Here is a 16,784-nt window from a genome sequence, read left to right as displayed (position 1 = left end):
CCCGCCGTGTATATATCTCAACCTCCCTTTGTTGTCACATTAATTTTAAAAATATGAATCTACTATGTACTTCTATATATTTTCTTTTTATTTATATATTTAAATTTCATTATTTTATGTCCATTAAGAAAATATTTATATGTCACCCCTACAGATGAATTTCATCTAACATACTTTTTACAAAATCCGTCAACAAAAGTTATTTTACAACTAATTACCAATACCGTCAAAAGCATTTTCAACAATCCACATTTTAATAGCTACAGTAAATGCTATTTCTTTCACATTATATACTATTACAAATTACCTTTAACTTGTCCGACAATTTCGTTTATCGTATTTCGATCAAACTTATCACTAATTTCGTATGGCTCACGATCTCCTACGAATTGCACGCCTACAATATCATTGCGATCCTTACCGTATTGCACTTCAATAATAGATCCACGCTTTATTTGTTTCCAAATGAGACCTACTTCATCTTTATTATCTAAAATAATGCAGTCTTCAATATTTTCATCAATCCCAATTAACTTGTTATCATCTATATATCCAATCTCGTATTGTTGCCGTTCTTTCGCTTTTCCGCTTACTAGTATACCTTTGCTACCATATGAGTAATCCATATAGTCCTTTTTCTCCGTTTGTACCACTTTCGGCTTTTGTGCTTCAGTTTTTTCAGTAACCCCACACCCCGTAATAAGACCAATTGGCATAACCATAGTTAATACTACTCTAGTAAATTTCTTTATCATTTATAACTAACCTCACATACTTAATTTAAAATGCTATTTATTTCCTTATTATAAAATAACATGATAATACAGAGAAAGAGCCAAAGATAAAATATTATTTACATCCGTATTGTCCCTCCCTTTACATTAATATAGTATCCTCATAAGTATGAATAGCTAGGCTTTCAAAATTAATACGGGAATATTATAGAAAGTAGACATCCTACTCACATACGATTAGTATTAGAATTGAAAATATATAAACTAGATGATTACTTATATTAAGGAAGGAAGTGCACAGCTATGGATTTTAAAACAGTCATGCAAGAGCTTGAAACCCTTGGTAAGGAAAGAACGAAAAAAACATACATCTCTAACGGTGCACACGAGCCAGTTTTTGGCGTAGCTACAGGTGCTATGAAACCAATCGCTAAGAAAATAAAAGTAAATCAAGAGTTAGCTGAGGAACTTTATGCTACAGGTAACTACGATGCTATGTACTTTGCAGGTATTATTGCAGATCCAAAAGCCATGAATGAATCTGATTTTGATCGCTGGATCGATGGGGCATATTTTTATATGCTATCTGATTATGTAGTGGCAGTGACTTTATCGGAGTCAACTATTGCACAAGACGTTGCTGATAAATGGATTGCAAGTGGGGATGAGCTACGAATGTCAGCTGGCTGGAGTTGCTACTGCTGGCTTTTAGGAAATCGCAAAGACAATGAATTTGCCGAAAGCAAAATTTCCGATATGCTTGAAATTGTAAAAAATACAATTCATGCTGCGCCAGAACGAACAAAATCTGCTATGAATAATTTTATAAATACTGTAGCAATTTCATATGTGCCACTACACGAAAAAGCAGTCGAGACTGCAAAAGAAGTTGGTATAGTTGAAGTAAAACGTGATAATAAAAAAAGCAGTTTGTTAAATGCTTCCGAAAGTATTCAGAAAGAAGTCAATAGAGGAAGAGTTGGTTTCAAACGTAAATACGTTAGATGTTAGATTATTAAAAAAGGTGTCAATCAAGAAAGATTGGCATCTTTTTTTAATGTAGAAGTAGCAAATGAACTACCTCCCTAAAAATCATTCATTTCCCTCTTTACAACTTATATGTTAGAAATTTCTTCTTTCACTTTATACACCCTATCTCTTTTCTCATCGTTTTTAACAAAAGTAAGCTTTCCTTCTGTAACAAAACCTTCCAATGCTAAGCATACTTGTCCATATGCTTTTGGCTTATTCGTTGTAAATCTTTCATCTGATATTTTACCAGATCGTATTAATTGTTCGCATAGCTCCAGTGCACTTATTTCTTCAGAATCCATTAATTCCAATATATCTTTTTGCAATGCTGATAAAGGTGCAGGTATTTCGGCTACCTCTACCTTTTCTTTTTTATCTTCTTTTTCGTCTTCAAATAAATCTTCAAATGAAATTTGATTCATTACATCTTTTCCTTTCTCATAACGAATTTGCTTAACATGAACTGAACCCTATATGTACTAGAACTTTTACATTTAGTTATTGTTATGTAGTCCTTACCTCTTTACATAAATTTTATAACTCATGTGCATTATTTTAAGTAGTATATTTCCATTATACCAAATATACGTTCTGTCATCTATTGCGGAATTCTTTATTGTTGAACTAAAAGCAATAGTAAACATTCAGTGCACAAATCATGCAAACAAAAAAAATGCTAATCGCAGTGTTTGAGCTATCTCCACATGTCTATCAAGCTAAGAAAAACGAACATCCAAAATAAAAAAGCAAAGTTACTATTGTAATACCTGAAAAGCAGGCAGTCTTTAAGGTTTAGTTAAGTAAGTATTCTATGTTGCGAATGAAAAAGGATCTGATATGAATATCAGATCCTTTTTCATTGCTTCTTTTATAAATGTAACTTCTTTATACATACATCGTTTCACACGATAACTGGTTCATACGTGCTTACATTATCATACACAGTTTTCGCAATTCTAGGAGGAAGATTAACACACCCTCCAAATCTGACTTTTTAATAGAATCAAAGTGTATTTTTACTTACCAGACTTAATTTTTTCGTTATATTCTTCTAAAGTTAACCCTTTTTCTTTTAGATAAACAGCAACTTCTTTCCCTACATAACGATAGTGCCATGGCTCATACTTAATGCCAGTAATATTCTCTTTATCTTTTGGATAGCGGAGAGTAAATCCATATTCTGCAGCGTTCTTATCTAACCATTTGAATGCATCGGTAGTTTCAAATTTTGCATTTAAATCTTCTACAGTATTCTGCCATTCAACTGAAATAATGTCTAACGCTAATCCAGTATGATGTTCACTTGCACCAGGATACTGAAGATATTCCAATGCCTTAGCACTAGCCTCTTTATCCGACAAACCTTGAGATTTATAGCTTTTAACTGAAGCATCATAATAAGTTTGTTGTAATTTTATAGCTCGATAACCTGATCTTAAATAAAGATTGATTCCCTCTTTTTTTGCAGCTGCTACCATATCCTGATAGGAAGTTGCAATTCTACTATCTATTTTCATATTTGGCTTCGCATTTTGGGTGATACTTGTTAATTCAATTCCTAGTTCCTTTGATAACATATGCTCTCTATTTACAAGGATAATTCTCCAATCATTAACATCAGAAATAGGTAAAACATCTTTTTTCTTCGCATGTATTTCATTTTTATTTTTATCGTTATTATTAGTAGTTTCCTGAGATGTTTGCTTTCCACTACAAGCAGCAAGACTCCATCCCATTGCCAATACCAATGCTAAAATTATAAATTTTTTAATTGTATCTCATTCCCTTTTTGTTTATTAGTCTTTATACCAATTTCCCAACACGTCTCTAGGAATCTCCTTGAAATCCTTCAAAGAAACGGGGCCGACAAACTTTTTAATTCCATGTTTTTTAGAATTTTCATCCGAGTAATCTTTTAAGAATTGAATTTTAAATTGTTTCTTACCATCAGCATAGTCGGTTACTGTCGGTACGATTGCCGCTTGTCGTATACCAAAAGTTTTATCTTCATACTTAACAAATTGTACATAAGATAATCCTCCAACTAATGTTTCTAATTTTTCTTGCGCAGAAATAAGATTTCCAAGAGAATAATAGATTAGCGTTTCATGTCCATCTTTATTTTTTTTCCACTCAATTGGTTGAATTACATGTGGGTGATTTCCAATTACTACATCTACACCTAAATCTGTTAAATATTGAGCAACTTCTTTTTGTTGCTTTGAAGGTGTAGATGTATATTCTACTCCCCAATGCACCATAACAATCACCATATCAGAGCTACTCTTTGCCTTTTCCACATCATTTTGTATCGCTTTTTTATCAATTAAATTTAAAGCCCAAGACTTATCAGCCGGAATTTTAATTCCATTCGTACCATATGTATAATTTAGTAACGCAAAGCGAATACCATTTTTTGTAATCGTTTTTATTTCATTACGCTCGTTTTGACTCTCATTAATGCCTACTGGGATAACATCCGGATATTTCTTCCAGTATTCTCTTGTATTCGCAACACCTTTAATACCCATATCCATAGCATGATTTGTCGCTTGAGTCACTATATTGAATCCAGTGTCCACTAAAGATTGTCCTACTTCTTCAGGTGTATTGAAAGTCGGATATCCCTGTACTTTTAGATTATTTCCTGCAATTGGAGTCTCCTGGTTCACGATAGCAAGATCACTTGATTTAACAGCTTTTTTGATATTTTCATAAATATAGTTATAATCATATGAACCGTCTTTTTGTTTGCCATCTTTAATTACTGCGTCATGATATAAATTATCACCCGTTGCTATTAAATTCACAACCGATTTTACTTTTTTATCTTCCGTAAAATTAGGAGACTGTTGGATAGGACTCTTCTCTACCCAATTTGGTGCTTTTAATGATGTATCTATATTAGATTCAGCCGGTGGTAATGAAGCTTTAGATGTCTTAACATCTGTATTACCACAAGCAGTTAAAAGCACTAAAAAAATAAGACATAATAAAAAAAACTTTTTACTTCTCTGTAAAGTATCTAACATGTGATCCTCTTTTCTGTTTTATTACTTATAACCAGTTCTAACAAATCATTCTTTAAAACAACGTATTTTGGTTTTACCCTTAATTATGGAAGGACACTCTGTTACATTTACTTCGGAATATACAGATAATCATTTTCCATTCTCTAGCAATCTATCAATTCCATCAGAATTGATAGATTGCTAGAAAAACATGATCCATCAGGATGTCGACTAGTTTCATATACCTGTTCCAATTGCAGTAACTCGTTTAATCTAAACAAGATAGAAGAATAGTTCATATAGCCTCTTCTCTTGCTTTACGTTTGTAGTGGCTCCAAAAAGAGGGGATCGTTGCTGTACCCCCTTTGAATATTATGGAATCTTTGTAACTAATTTCTTTACGTTAAGCGACAAACATTATACCGATAACAATAAGTAAGACCCAAGAACTTATTTTACCAATATACGAAAAAAGTAGCAATCTTTTGACCCATATAAAGAAGCCAATTAGGAGAAATGAAAGGGAGATTCATTTTAATTAATTCCTTCCTTCATTGATTAATAAAAAAACAAGCCACCCAGCTATTGGATGGCTCTATACGATAAAGAGAATTTGTTATTGGATTACTTCAATTTCCCTTCAAAAACAATCTTCCTACCGCACGGCTCAACTACTGTTTTACCGTCTTTCTTTACTTCATGAAAGATCGGCTCTTCCATACGACGAGACGGAGCGTAGCCTTCTTGTTCCATACGTGCTAAGCAGTCTGTAATTGTTTCATTTTCAAGTACTTCAAATTTCTTTTTATTAGGTTGTTTTGTCATGCCCTAACCTGCTTTCTATTTTTCTTGATGCGAATTGATTCTTCATGTAGACCATATATAACATTGCTAGAATTCCCATTATAATCATAACCGCAATAAAAAAGCTTGTATACTGTATTTTTTCTATAAATACGCCGCCTAATACAGGCCCTATAATACTTCCGAAACTAAAAGCGATTCCGGATAATATATTACCTGCCGGTAGTAAGTGTCTCGGTAATAAATCAGTCATAAATCCAAGCCCTAAAGAGAAACACGATCCAATAACCATACCCGCTAAAAGCATGCAGGCAAAGACGATCCAGTAATATTGATCAAATACGGCGGCAAGTAGAAAAATGCCCGTACTTATGCTAAACGTCCACGTTAATATACGATCCCTTCCGTATTTATCACTCAATATACCGAGCGGAATTTGTGTAATAATACCCCCAACTGCAAATGCTGGTAATAAGAAGGATACATCTGAAACAGACCACCCTTTACGAAGCGCGTATACTGGTAAGTTACTATTTAACATCGCCTCAAGTACGCCATATGCAAGTGGTCCTAGTAACGCAATCCATCCTAATCCAACAACTTGTCTATAACGAGAAAATGATGATTCACTCTTCACTTCTCTTTCATCTTGCGCTGGGAATGCATTTTTTGTTGGAAGTAGTAAAAGCCAACCTATTAAACAAAGTATAGTAGATATAATAAATGGTGTTGCAAGACCGTACTGCACAGTGCTTGCTAAATACGGACCAACAGCAAAACCAATTCCGAAGAATACACCGTATATCGATACTTGTCTCCCTATTTTACTTGGGTCTGATGTTGTCGTGATCCACGTTTGCGTTCCGACATGCAGCATATGATCTCCGACTCCAACTAGAAATCTAAGGATAAACCATACCCAAAACGAAAATGTTTGTGTAAAAAAGAATAATGAAATAATAACGAGAAACCCACCTATAACGATAATTGGCTTCATTCCAAACCTTTGCATCGGTTTTTCAAGAAACGGCGAAATAACTAATATCCCAATGTATAATGCCGTTGCATGAATACCGTTAATACTTGAACTAACCCCTTCTTGTTCAAAAATCATTGCAATGGCAGGTAAGAGCATTCCTTGTGATAAACCAGAAATTGCTACAATCCCAACCATAATCCAAAATGTAAAACGCATTGACATCCTTTGTCCCTCTCCTTCTCACGCTTCCACTTTTCATTATAAACTGTTTCTTCAAATGCGTGTACGAATATTCGCAATAAAAAAGAAGCTAAAAGAATGAACCTTTTAGCTTCCTATCCTTCCCAAACTTGTGCTTTCACATTATTATGAAAGTGCTTGAAATATGGATTTTCATAAAATGATGGTCCATATAAGTAATGTTGCATGTGAGCTGCGAGTGGCTGCTGCATTTGTAAAGGAACTACAGCTGGTAAAACTTGCATATACATCGGGTCTATCATTATTTTTTTGTATATTTGATGATCATATGGCGAATAAGCGATTAAGGATGGTTTATGCATTGATAATCTCCCCTTTTACATACAAATGTTATAGTATATGCAACACTTTTCATTTTGGGGATTCTTTCTATTCTAACCAATCTTCTACATGTTTTATAAATACATCTAAACAATCAATAAACGGTGAGTGTCCGCAATCTTCTAATACCTTCAACTCTGCATTTGGCAAATGTTTCGCTAATTCCTCACCGACTACTTGCGGTACGACATAATCCCTATCACCTTGTATGACGAGTGTCGGCGCCTTAATACGATGAATTTGCTTACTTCCCTCTACAACCCCATTATGTTCATCCGAAATATTAAATGTGATGAGCGCATAATTCACATCTACGAAATTACGCTGCGTTAACATATCATCCAAATACTTTTCATAACGGTCCGGTTCAGGTTGATTATGTGTATATATTAATAGATTCCATACTGTACGGTAATATAGTTTGTTCATATTTTTTATCGCGTCTAATACTGGAGCGATTTGTACTGGATCTTGCGCAATTTCTTCTTTCGTCTTTACTAAACTTGATACGATTGGCTGCCCATTCGTATCTTTTTTAAAGATTGGGTATCCTTTCATTCCTACTGATTCTACTAAAATTAACTTTTCTACAAAAGTTGGGTGATTCGCTGTAAATTGCATCGCAACACCACCGCCCATTGACCAGCCCATTAATGAGAATTTCTCTAGCTTTAACTCGTCGATAAATAATTTTACATCTTCTGCAAAGTCTTGTAATGAATCTATCGACTGATTATATGTTGATTGTCCAAATCCTCTTAAATCAAGAGCGTAAATATGGTATTGATTTTGCAACTTTTCAATGACTAAATCCCAGTGTTGTGACGATGTCATGTTCCCGTGAATGAGTACAAGAATATCTGTATTTCGCCTTCCAACTTCCTGATATGCAATCGTTTCTCCGTTCGATAGTGAAACAAACTCCATTGTTGCAGGCTTAATCATCACAAGTTCCCCCATTCTATTTAATAGAAAGAAAATTCTTTACTTAATTAAAGAATAGCACGTAGAATATACGTTCGCAACATAAAACCTATAAGAATTTTTTACATAAATCAACATGTCTATTACTAGACAATTATTATAAAAAAGTATATAGTTAGCTAGGTAACTAATTTGAAAGGATCAAAATACATGGACGAAAAACAACATTTTTTTCATATCGTCAGCCAGACTTCTCGAAAGTTTACGAAGAAATTTAATGAGCGTGTATCTCCAACTGGGTTATTTAGTGCGCAGTGGGCTGTTATTTTCCGCATTAATCAAACTGGTTCTTGTACCCAAACAGAATTATGCCAATATTTAAATGTTGAATCACCAACGATGACTCGTACGTTAACACGTATGGAAACGATGGGATGGATTATTCGTACAGAAGGTAAAGATCGCCGCGAGAAGCTCATTTCTTTATCCGAAACAGCGATAAAGATGGTTCCAGTATGGCAAGAAGAAGTTGATACTTTCGAAGAAAAAACGCTAGAAGGTATTAACGAAGATGATTTACATCAAGCATTTCAAGTGTTACAACAAATTATTAAAAATTTAGATTAAATTGGAGGGATGACGATGCAAAGTGAGAAACTTTGGACGAAGGATTTCCTCGGAACTTGTTTTAGTAGTCTATTTCTCTTCTTAACATTTTACATGCTTATGACTACTCTGCCTGTCTATGTAATAGACAGCCTAAAAGGAAAACCTGAGGAAATTGGTTTAGTTGCAACTGTGTTTCTTATTTCTTCTGTTTTATGTAGACCATTCACAGGAAAATGGCTCGATGATTTAGGAAGAAAGAAAATATTATTTATTTCACTTTCATTATTTTTAGCCGCTACTGTTATGTATTTCGGTGCGCAAAGTTTATTTTTATTACTTGCCCTTCGCTTCTTACACGGTATTGGGTTCGGGATGGCAACGACAGCTACTGGTACGATTGTAACTGATGTTGCGCCAGCTCATAGACGAGGCGAAGCACTTGCATATTTCGGCGTATTTATGAGTCTGCCGATGGTAATTGGTCCTTTTTTAGGTTTAACAATTATTTCTCATTTTTCGTTCACTGTGTTATTTATCGTTTGTTCCGTATTTTCATTACTTGCATTTTTATTAGGACTACTTGTAAATATTCCGCATGAAGCACCTGTGAGCAAACAAAAACGCGAAAAAATGAAATGGAAAGACTTAATTGAACCATCTTCTATTCCGATTGCACTTACAGGATTTGTTTTAGCCTTTTCTTATAGTGGTATTTTATCCTTCATTCCTATTTATGCGAAAGAAATCGGTTTAAGTGAAATTGCAAGTTATTTCTTCATTGTATATGCACTTGTCGTTGTAATTTCTCGTCCATTTACAGGAAAGATTTTTGATCGCTTCGGTGAAAATGTACTTGTTTACCCTGCTATCATTATTTTTACAATCGGAATGTTCATATTAAGCCAAGCACAAACGTCATTTTGGTTCCTTGGCGCAGGTATGCTAATCGGTTTAGGTTACGGAACATTAATTCCGAGTTTCCAAACGATTGCGATTTCTGCAGCTCCAAACCATAGACGTGGTTCTGCGACAGCTACGTATTTCTCATTCTTTGATAGTGGTATTGGCTTCGGTTCTTTCATTCTAGGTATTGTCGCAGCCAAATCCAGTTATCATAATATGTATTTTATCGCAGCTATTATCGTTGCTTTCACTTTACTTTTATATTACGGATTACACGGACGAAAACAAAAATTCAAGAAACAATCTACAGACGGAAAAATTTCTGCTTAACGTTAATAAGGAAAGTAAACTTCCCCGTTTACTTTCCTTATTTTGTATTTCTTTCAATAGAAGCGTATACTTATAATAGAAATAAAAAGGAGGGACCTATATGAAACTAAAAAAATCTCCCCTACTCTTACTCATACTAACATCCATATTTGTAATTACAGGGCTTGGGTTTACTTACTTCAAACAAAATAAAACGACCCCATCAAAACATAATGTGACGAAAGAAAACTGGTTAGATGACCCTTACTTACGCTGGTCGTACACACATATGAAAGAATTCACTTTAGTTAATAACGTAAAAAACAATCCTGATCAAATTGCTCACTTCCCTTCCGCACTACAAAACTTAGACGATTTTACTGTGGAGCGTAGATTCGGAAATACAACTCCTCTAAAAAAACTTTTAGACGATAACAAAACGGATGCTTTTGTCGTTATACATAATGAACAACTTGTTTATGAACGATATTTCAATAAATATAACGAGAGTGAACCTCATGGTATGGCGTCATTAGCAAAGGTCTTTACCGGGGCAATTATACAATCTCTCGCTGAAGAAAAACGTATTGACTTAGAAAAAACAGCTGACACATATATAAAAGAATTAAAAAATACACCGTTCGGTAATGCCACACTTCAGCAATTATTGGACATGCAAGTTTCTGCACAGTACCCTACTCACGGATATGAACATCCAGCATTAGAAAATCAAGATGCACAACTATATTTAGCGAGCAATATTTTACCTCGAGGTAAAAACTACGACGGTCCGATGAAAATTTACGATATGTTACAAGAAGCAGAAGAAACTGCACCTCCTGGTTCCGATTTTTCTTACGATAACGGATCAGCGGAAACACTCGCTTGGGTTATTCGAACTATCACTGGTAAATCATTAGCTGAAAATGTTAGCGAACGAATTTGGTCTCAAATTGGTATGGAAGAAAACGCGTATTACGTTACAGATGAAACGAAAATAGAACAAGCAAGCGCTGGCTTAAATGCAACTGCTAGAGATATGGCGAGATTCGGGCAATTACTATTAAACAACGGGGAATATAACGGAAAACAAATTCTCCCTTCTTCTATTACTGAAGATATAAAAAATGTCCAAGAAGGTGAACTTGCAATTGGCCCTGGAGCTTCCATTTCTTATCATAATCAATGGTGGATTCCACACAATGAACAAGGTGCTTTTGAAGTGTTAGGTAGTTACGGACAAACACTTTACATCGATCCAAAAGCAAATATGGTAATTGTCCACTTCTCTTCTAACGCTACGCCAAGTAATGAAATACATTCAGTTTACTCAAATATGTATATTGATATTGCACATCATTTAGAAAAGCTTCCACAGTAGTGGAAGCTTTTTCTTGTTGGGATATTTCATTTATACTCCTATATATTAGAAGATACTGAAAGAATAACTGCTTAAAACACGCCTATCAAAATTTCTATAAGCAGTTTACATGTTTAATTAAGTGTTTAACTAATACATCCACATCTTTTGGAGAATGCGTTAAAACACTTCCCTTACAAAGATTGTCTGTTCATATTGGTCGAAAATTTCTTCTATAGATGAAAATAAAGTTTCTTCCGGGATGATGAACTTTATTTTTTGACCATTTTGTAATATAAATGAAATTTTCCCATTATCATTAAAACCTGTATGAAACGTTCCTCGTTTATTTAATAGTACCTCTTCAATTGTATTTGTTTTAATGGAAAAGTTATTCTTTAATTGCAAAAGTTCATGTACATCTCCAGTATGTATTTTTGTATCTATTTCAGTTTCTAAGTTTAATTGTTTTTTCTCGATTTTTTTGAACCAAAACAAAAATAGTAACTCAGAAATACCAGGTAACTGTTTTTTATAAGCATGTCGACTATGAAACTGTCCGCCAATCTTTATAAAATATATACAGTCGCCTGTAATAAAAACTTTATAATACATATCTGCCGTAAACATTTTAGGCTTTAAAAGATAAAAACTTTTGATCATAACCCCCCCTAAATATTAAATTTATTTGTATAAACATTTTAGCTAGATTTGTGCTTAAACATATTTCTCATGTAATACAACACTATTGTATTGAGTATCCTCTCCCTTTGCAACAGTTGTTTTGAAACCAGCTAGTAACCTTTCTCTATACTCTCCCAATAAGTGCTAGCCACATTTACAACCGTTTTTCTTCTAGTATATTAAAAGCAGTATCTGATACGAGGCTCTATATCAATCTATCAATAAATTACCACCCTATAAATATCTGAATTTTCTTTACATTAAAGGTTATCTCTCAAATAACCTCGAATAATTGTAATACATATACATAAGGAGGTTGATCTATTTTGTTTCGTTCTTTTACAAATGGTTGCGTCGCCTTAGTGCAACGCTTCTTGCCAGAACCGTTTATTTTATCATGTTTATTAACTGTTTTCGTTATCTTCTTCGGTATGTTTGCGACTCATCAAACACCTGTAGAAATGATCAATCACTGGGGTAATGGAATTTGGGGGCTTCTCTCCTTTTCTATGCAAATGGCACTTGTACTCGTGACTGGATCTGCTTTAGCAAATGCTCCTCTTATTAAAAAAGGATTAACGAAAGCTGCCAGACTACCAAAAACGACTGGACAAGGCATTATTGCCATTTCCATTGTAAGTTTACTTGGTGCATACATAAACTGGGGCTTTGGAATTGTTGTATCTGTTTTATACGCAAAAGAAGTGGCAAGACAATTAGAAGGATTAGATTATAGACTAGCAATCGCCTCTTCTTATTCTGGATTTCTCATTTGGCATGCGGGGCTTTCTGCTTCTATTCCTCTGACATTAGCAACAGGCGGGGAAACGTTAATTAAAACGACAGCTGGCAGTATTAAAGAAGCGATTCCAATCTCAGAAACGCTATTCTCACCATACGCTCTCGTTCCAGTTATTATTTTTCTCGTTACGATGCCTCTCATTAATAAAGCGATGCATCCAGATGAAAAACATACGATAACTGTAGATCCTAGCGTGTTCCATGAAGAAGCTGCTGCTCAAGAAGTAGAAAAAAATACATTCGCTGAAAAAATGGAAAATAGCATCATTATTACACTTTGCGTTGGATTGTTAGGTCTCATTTATATTTTCAATTACTTTTATACGAAAGGATTTAATCTTACTCTCGATATCGTAATTTTTATGTTATTAATTGCTGGACTTATTTTCCACCGCACTCCGATTCAGTATATTCGCGCTTTTTCAGACTCTACGAAAAGTGCTTCTGGCATTTTACTTCAATTTCCGTTTTACGCAGGAATTATGGGGATGATGATTGGAGCAAATAGTGAAGGACTTTCACTTGGAGGAGCTATTTCTAATTTCTTTATTAGCATTTCAAATGAAACGACTTTTCCTCTCTTTACATTTTTAAGTGCTGGCATCGTTAATATCTTTGTTCCATCAGGAGGCGGTCAATGGGCCGTGCAAGCACCCATTATGATTCCAGCTGGCGCTGAACTTGGTGTACCTGCTGCAAAAACAGCAATGGCAATTGCATGGGGCGATGCTTGGACAAATTTAATTCAACCTTTCTGGGCATTACCAGCATTAGCGATAGCTGGTTTAGGTGCTCGTGACATTATGGGATTTTGCGTTGTTAACTTACTATATGCAGGTTTCATCATTAGTCTATGCTTCTTAGTTATTTAAACGAAAAGCTAGTTTTATACTAGCTTTTTTACATAATAAATCATTTATTTCCCATGCAATTTATAACTGTATCCCACTCTATGTCCTTAAGATGTAATGACTCAAATGCAAAAAAATCTTCGCAAATTTTTCCAATCAGGTGTGGATGTTCCCTCAAAAAATTCCACTGTAATACTTTAGGAAGAAAATGCATTTCATATTCTTTACTTCCCCGTACTACCTCATCAACTTCTCTTTCACAAATTCCCCTTATTAAATAATCATTTCTTAACTCTATTTGAATTTGTTGAAATGTATCGCTGCATTTTTTCAATTGAAGTAAACACGTAATATACTTCCGAAAAAGTTCGTTATCATACTGACAACAGTTTATAATACGATCGACTTCATTCATAATGTACGAGCCTTTTCTTCTATTTGTAATAACCATTTTTCGCGCTTTGATACTTTACTCGTTTTCACAGATTGAAAAACTGACCGTTTTATATCACGAATGCCACAAAAACGTAAAACACCTCTCTTCATCATAATCCAATCTGCTGATCGATATAACAATGCGACGTACCATAGAGGCGAGTCTAACGTATTAATAACCCAAGCTTTCTTACCTTTCAATAACCCTTTCGGAAGAGCACCTTCATATTTATAAGCAAATCCAGCTACGAAAATACGGTCAATAAAACCTTTTAAAATAGCTGGCATCCCCCACCACCATATCGGATATATAAAGAGAAGTGTATCTGCTTCTTCCACTAATTTTCTATACCGCGCTGTCTCTTCTTCATTTACTAAATCACGTCTTTTCTTCTCTTCATTGAATACAAGTACCGGATCAAATTGTTCCTTGTATAAATCAAGCAACGTAACCGAATGATTTGTTTCCTGTAGCCCTTTTTGCACATGCTCTAAAATTGCCCCGTTAAAACTTGAAGGATTAGGATGAGCGTATATAATCAGTACGTTCACTACAAAACAACTCCCTCTATCTTTAAAGTTACCCCTTCTTTAACAACTTCTCTACAATTTGTACGTTTTTCGAACTTTGCAACAGTCGATTTAATACAGTAAGTAACTCTTCTTTTTCTAAATCTTTTAGTTTCTCTTTAACTGCACTCTCACCAGCACCTTGAATATCATAAACAACTGCCGCCATATGTTTACAATAATTTTCATACGGACATTCGCAACTACTTTTTGAAAAATCTTCGAGATCGATAACTACTTCATAATTCCCTGCATTTCCAGTAACGAATGCAAACACTTTGTTATCTTGTATTTCAACATCTTCTATATGTCCATCTTCATAATATTCATATCCCTTATCTACAACGTACTTTGGGATCCATTTCGTTATATCTTTTAATAAGTAAGCGTACATAATTGTACCCCTTCCTTTAATTCCCTTTTGACTTCCAAAACCCTGCATGTTATTCTAAGAACTGTTAAATAGCAAGTCTATTTTACAAAACGACCGACACCTATTCGGCGAAGGTGTCTCTTTTCATTTGCAGCCGATACGAATTGCCTCTTTCAGGCACATTCAATTTTTGACACTACACACTCAACACCATTCCCTGTATCAGGCTGCTTTAGCAGTCTTTTACTCTACATACTCCGTTATTTTTAAAAAAAAGAGAGCTTAGCTCCCTTTTCTCGCCTTATAAAATACCCCTTTTTCAGCATAGAGATATTCATCAGCTAATGTAATTTTCCCATCCAGTTTCAGTTCGTCTAATAGCCTTGATAAATAAAATTGATGTAACATTTTTTTCGTGAATTTTCCTTCATGATGCGAAACGATATGTTCTTGAATATCTAACAATGATATCGGCTTATCTTGCTCTATCATATATTCATAAACTGTACTACGCAGTTTTACGTATTTTTCGAGTGTCACAGTAATTCGCAACCCCTTTCTTCTTAATATAAATTTTCGTAATCGGTTTTTTTTGCAACAAAAAAACCTCTCCGATAAGAAGAAGTTACGTATATATCTTCGTCTTATCTCCCAGAACAAATATGTTCTGCTGGAATTAGCACCTGCATCGCGGTTGCTGGGTTTCATCGGGCCAGTCCCTCCACCTCTCTGGATAAGAAAATATTCACTTAAATCTTACTATACGTAATTTCACTTTAATTGTCAAACAAATATAATAAATATAACAAATTATATTTTCTTTCTTACTGTTCATACTACTCGTATATGAACAGCCAAGGAGGATTATAAAATGCATCAAAATGCTCGCGGATATGTACAAGATTCTTTTCAATCATTACAAGAAGCAAAACACTGTTTAGAAGAAGCACTTGAAACAGTTGAAAAAGATTTTAATCGTGCTCGTATTGAACAATCACTTTATGCTGTTGAACAAGCTATTCAACGTTGCGAGTACACCGTTCACATTTTAGAAAAAGATTAAAAACTTCCCATCTATCGATGGGAAGTTTTTTCAAATGGCATACTTCATAATTATTGCCGTTATGATTAAAAAATATACAGAATTAGCAATTTCTAAAATCCCTACTTTTATAATAGAGATTTTTTTGCCATACAACACAATTGCTCGGATGACACTTGGTATAAAAATAAGAGAACACCACGGATTAATCATAAATACAATTATAGTTAATACGATATGATATCCCCAAGATATAAGACGATACTTCGGATTATTTTTTTCACGAATCATCGTTTTCACATAAAACGTACTACCTAAAAAGTATAAGAATGAAATAAGCGCAATGAATAATGCTATATGATCGATTTGCTTCATTGAAAAATAATAACTAATTAACCCACCGATACAAAATATAATAATTGCACAGATATCATTTAATAGTGCTCTTTCATTTTTTTGACGAGCATAATACATATTTACTATAAATAATGGAATCATTACTATTACGAATAAAAGAATTCGCCACTCATATAATAAAGAAATCATCCCGAATAGGAACGCAATACTAAAATAAACAATTGCGGCGTGTAAAAACTCTTTTTTTCGTCTTTGCTTTATGTACGTAAGAAATGGATATGTAGCTAAATAGATAAAAAACCATGCTATAAACAATGGAATATGATAAATAGTAGGTTTCCCAAGTATGACACTTAATAGAAAAGGTATAACAAGCATGGCCCATGCACCATGTTGCTTCGGAATAACTAACTTCATTAACTAT

At 34.2% G+C, this 16,784-nt stretch carries 20 protein-coding genes and 1 riboswitch; of the genes, 6 read left to right on the top strand and 14 right to left on the bottom strand.

Annotated elements, in window-relative coordinates; all coding sequences use genetic code 11:
• Nucleotides 1–296: 296 nt before the first annotated feature.
• On the bottom strand, nt 297–755 hold the full coding sequence (locus MR170_RS16460) for a hypothetical protein (RefSeq protein ID WP_242308658.1): 459 nt from the start codon (nt 753–755) through the stop codon (nt 297–299).
• A gap of 282 nt (nt 756–1,037) precedes the next feature.
• Here MR170_RS16460 and MR170_RS16455 point away from each other — a divergent pair, with 282 nt between their 5' ends.
• The gene (locus MR170_RS16455) at nt 1,038–1,745 is read left to right on the top strand and encodes a DNA alkylation repair protein (protein ID WP_242308657.1); all 708 of its coding nucleotides are present in this window, start codon (nt 1,038–1,040) and stop codon (nt 1,743–1,745) included.
• Nucleotides 1,746–1,849: 104 nt separating this feature from the next.
• Here MR170_RS16455 and MR170_RS16450 read toward each other — a convergent pair whose 3' ends face one another.
• The 7 genes from MR170_RS16450 to phaZ form a co-directional block, all read right to left on the bottom strand.
• A complete protein-coding gene (locus MR170_RS16450; protein WP_001071898.1) occupies nt 1,850–2,188 on the bottom strand; it encodes a DUF3895 domain-containing protein in 339 nt (112 codons plus the stop codon).
• Nucleotides 2,189–2,782: 594 nt separating this feature from the next.
• Nucleotides 2,783–3,514 carry a M15 family metallopeptidase gene (locus MR170_RS16445; RefSeq protein ID WP_000241995.1) on the bottom strand — a complete coding sequence of 244 codons (732 nt, stop codon included), beginning with the start codon at nt 3,512–3,514 and terminating at the stop codon, nt 2,783–2,785.
• Between the two features lie 48 nt (nt 3,515–3,562).
• Entirely contained in the window at nt 3,563–4,798 is a 1,236-nt protein-coding gene (locus MR170_RS16440) for a CapA family protein (RefSeq protein WP_048564590.1), read from the bottom strand.
• Nucleotides 4,799–5,401: 603 nt separating this feature from the next.
• On the bottom strand, nt 5,402–5,602 hold the full coding sequence (locus tag MR170_RS16435; protein WP_000166303.1) for an NETI motif-containing protein: 201 nt from the start codon (nt 5,600–5,602) through the stop codon (nt 5,402–5,404).
• Nucleotides 5,586–6,782, bottom strand: a complete 1,197-nt coding sequence (locus MR170_RS16430; protein ID WP_242308656.1) for an MFS transporter — start codon at nt 6,780–6,782, stop codon at nt 5,586–5,588. The genes MR170_RS16435 and MR170_RS16430 overlap by 17 nt, the downstream gene beginning before the upstream one ends.
• 113 nt (nt 6,783–6,895) lie before the next feature.
• A complete protein-coding gene (locus tag MR170_RS16425; protein ID WP_016080942.1) occupies nt 6,896–7,123 on the bottom strand; it encodes a hypothetical protein in 228 nt (75 codons plus the stop codon).
• A gap of 67 nt (nt 7,124–7,190) precedes the next feature.
• Nucleotides 7,191–8,087 (bottom strand): intracellular short-chain-length polyhydroxyalkanoate depolymerase, encoded by an 897-nt coding sequence (gene phaZ / locus MR170_RS16420; protein ID WP_016080941.1) that lies wholly within the window; start codon nt 8,085–8,087, stop codon nt 7,191–7,193.
• 189 nt (nt 8,088–8,276) lie between these two features.
• On the opposite strand from phaZ, the gene MR170_RS16415 reads away from it, so the two are divergent.
• From MR170_RS16415 to MR170_RS16405, 3 genes are all read left to right on the top strand, one after another.
• Complete coding sequence (locus MR170_RS16415) at nt 8,277–8,693, top strand: MarR family winged helix-turn-helix transcriptional regulator (RefSeq protein ID WP_016080940.1); 417 nt, start codon at nt 8,277–8,279, stop codon at nt 8,691–8,693.
• A gap of 15 nt (nt 8,694–8,708) precedes the next feature.
• Nucleotides 8,709–9,908, top strand: a complete 1,200-nt coding sequence (locus tag MR170_RS16410; protein ID WP_242308655.1) for an MFS transporter — start codon at nt 8,709–8,711, stop codon at nt 9,906–9,908.
• Between the two features lie 100 nt (nt 9,909–10,008).
• A complete protein-coding gene (locus MR170_RS16405; RefSeq protein WP_226603740.1) occupies nt 10,009–11,268 on the top strand; it encodes a serine hydrolase domain-containing protein in 1,260 nt (419 codons plus the stop codon).
• Between the two features lie 159 nt (nt 11,269–11,427).
• On the opposite strand, the gene MR170_RS16400 is transcribed toward MR170_RS16405, so the two are convergent.
• The gene (locus MR170_RS16400; RefSeq protein WP_242308654.1) at nt 11,428–11,910 is read right to left on the bottom strand and encodes a hypothetical protein; all 483 of its coding nucleotides are present in this window, start codon (nt 11,908–11,910) and stop codon (nt 11,428–11,430) included.
• A gap of 347 nt (nt 11,911–12,257) precedes the next feature.
• Here MR170_RS16400 and MR170_RS16395 point away from each other — a divergent pair, with 347 nt between their 5' ends.
• Nucleotides 12,258–13,604: a short-chain fatty acid transporter gene (locus MR170_RS16395; RefSeq protein WP_242308653.1), complete on the top strand. Its 1,347-nt coding sequence runs from the start codon at nt 12,258–12,260 to the stop codon at nt 13,602–13,604.
• Nucleotides 13,605–13,644: 40 nt separating this feature from the next.
• On the opposite strand, the gene MR170_RS16390 is transcribed toward MR170_RS16395, so the two are convergent.
• The 4 genes from MR170_RS16390 to MR170_RS16375 all read right to left on the bottom strand — a co-directional run bounded on the left by MR170_RS16390 (nt 13,645) and on the right by MR170_RS16375 (nt 15,501).
• Entirely contained in the window at nt 13,645–13,998 is a 354-nt protein-coding gene (locus MR170_RS16390) for a hypothetical protein (RefSeq protein ID WP_029442825.1), read from the bottom strand.
• On the bottom strand, nt 13,995–14,570 hold the full coding sequence (locus tag MR170_RS16385; protein ID WP_029442826.1) for an NAD(P)H-dependent oxidoreductase: 576 nt from the start codon (nt 14,568–14,570) through the stop codon (nt 13,995–13,997). Before MR170_RS16385 ends, MR170_RS16390 begins: the two co-directional genes overlap by 4 nt.
• 28 nt (nt 14,571–14,598) lie before the next feature.
• Nucleotides 14,599–14,982: an SWIM zinc finger family protein gene (locus MR170_RS16380; protein ID WP_016080933.1), complete on the bottom strand. Its 384-nt coding sequence runs from the start codon at nt 14,980–14,982 to the stop codon at nt 14,599–14,601.
• Nucleotides 14,983–15,243: 261 nt separating this feature from the next.
• Entirely contained in the window at nt 15,244–15,501 is a 258-nt protein-coding gene (locus MR170_RS16375) for a hypothetical protein (RefSeq protein WP_000171475.1), read from the bottom strand.
• Between the two features lie 101 nt (nt 15,502–15,602).
• Nucleotides 15,603–15,701: riboswitch (SAM riboswitch) on the bottom strand.
• 131 nt (nt 15,702–15,832) lie between these two features.
• Here MR170_RS16375 and MR170_RS16370 point away from each other — a divergent pair.
• Nucleotides 15,833–16,024, top strand: coding sequence for a hypothetical protein (locus MR170_RS16370; protein WP_016080931.1), 192 nt, complete (start codon nt 15,833–15,835; stop codon nt 16,022–16,024).
• 30 nt (nt 16,025–16,054) lie between these two features.
• Here MR170_RS16370 and MR170_RS16365 read toward each other — a convergent pair whose 3' ends face one another.
• Nucleotides 16,055–16,777 carry a YwiC-like family protein gene (locus MR170_RS16365; protein ID WP_242308652.1) on the bottom strand — a complete coding sequence of 241 codons (723 nt, stop codon included), beginning with the start codon at nt 16,775–16,777 and terminating at the stop codon, nt 16,055–16,057.
• Between the last annotated feature and the right edge of the window lie 7 nt (nt 16,778–16,784).

Source organism: Bacillus cereus group sp. BfR-BA-01524, from assembly GCF_022662595.1.
Lineage (GTDB): Bacteria > Bacillota > Bacilli > Bacillales > Bacillaceae_G > Bacillus_A > Bacillus_A thuringiensis_S.
Note: the sequence above shows the minus strand (reverse complement) of the source record. Positions and strands in the feature narration are given on the sequence as shown.

Coding starts and splice junctions, on each gene's coding strand:
- MR170_RS16450 (WP_001071898.1), bottom strand. CDS start 2,188: ATGAATCAAATTTCATTTGAAGATTTATTTGAAGACGAAAAAGAAGAT.
- MR170_RS16365 (WP_242308652.1), bottom strand. CDS start 16,777: ATGAAGTTAGTTATTCCGAAGCAACATGGTGCATGGGCCATGCTTGTT.
- MR170_RS16455 (WP_242308657.1), top strand. CDS start 1,038: ATGGATTTTAAAACAGTCATGCAAGAGCTTGAAACCCTTGGTAAGGAA.
- phaZ (WP_016080941.1), bottom strand. CDS start 8,087: ATGATTAAGCCTGCAACAATGGAGTTTGTTTCACTATCGAACGGAGAA.
- MR170_RS16405 (WP_226603740.1), top strand. CDS start 10,009: ATGAAACTAAAAAAATCTCCCCTACTCTTACTCATACTAACATCCATA.
- MR170_RS16435 (WP_000166303.1), bottom strand. CDS start 5,602: ATGACAAAACAACCTAATAAAAAGAAATTTGAAGTACTTGAAAATGAA.
- MR170_RS16400 (WP_242308654.1), bottom strand. CDS start 11,910: ATGATCAAAAGTTTTTATCTTTTAAAGCCTAAAATGTTTACGGCAGAT.
- MR170_RS16380 (WP_016080933.1), bottom strand. CDS start 14,982: ATGTACGCTTACTTATTAAAAGATATAACGAAATGGATCCCAAAGTAC.
- MR170_RS16415 (WP_016080940.1), top strand. CDS start 8,277: ATGGACGAAAAACAACATTTTTTTCATATCGTCAGCCAGACTTCTCGA.
- MR170_RS16370 (WP_016080931.1), top strand. CDS start 15,833: ATGCATCAAAATGCTCGCGGATATGTACAAGATTCTTTTCAATCATTA.
- MR170_RS16425 (WP_016080942.1), bottom strand. CDS start 7,123: ATGCATAAACCATCCTTAATCGCTTATTCGCCATATGATCATCAAATA.
- MR170_RS16410 (WP_242308655.1), top strand. CDS start 8,709: ATGCAAAGTGAGAAACTTTGGACGAAGGATTTCCTCGGAACTTGTTTT.
- MR170_RS16460 (WP_242308658.1), bottom strand. CDS start 755: ATGATAAAGAAATTTACTAGAGTAGTATTAACTATGGTTATGCCAATT.
- MR170_RS16390 (WP_029442825.1), bottom strand. CDS start 13,998: ATGAATGAAGTCGATCGTATTATAAACTGTTGTCAGTATGATAACGAA.
- MR170_RS16430 (WP_242308656.1), bottom strand. CDS start 6,782: ATGTCAATGCGTTTTACATTTTGGATTATGGTTGGGATTGTAGCAATT.
- MR170_RS16440 (WP_048564590.1), bottom strand. CDS start 4,798: ATGTTAGATACTTTACAGAGAAGTAAAAAGTTTTTTTTATTATGTCTT.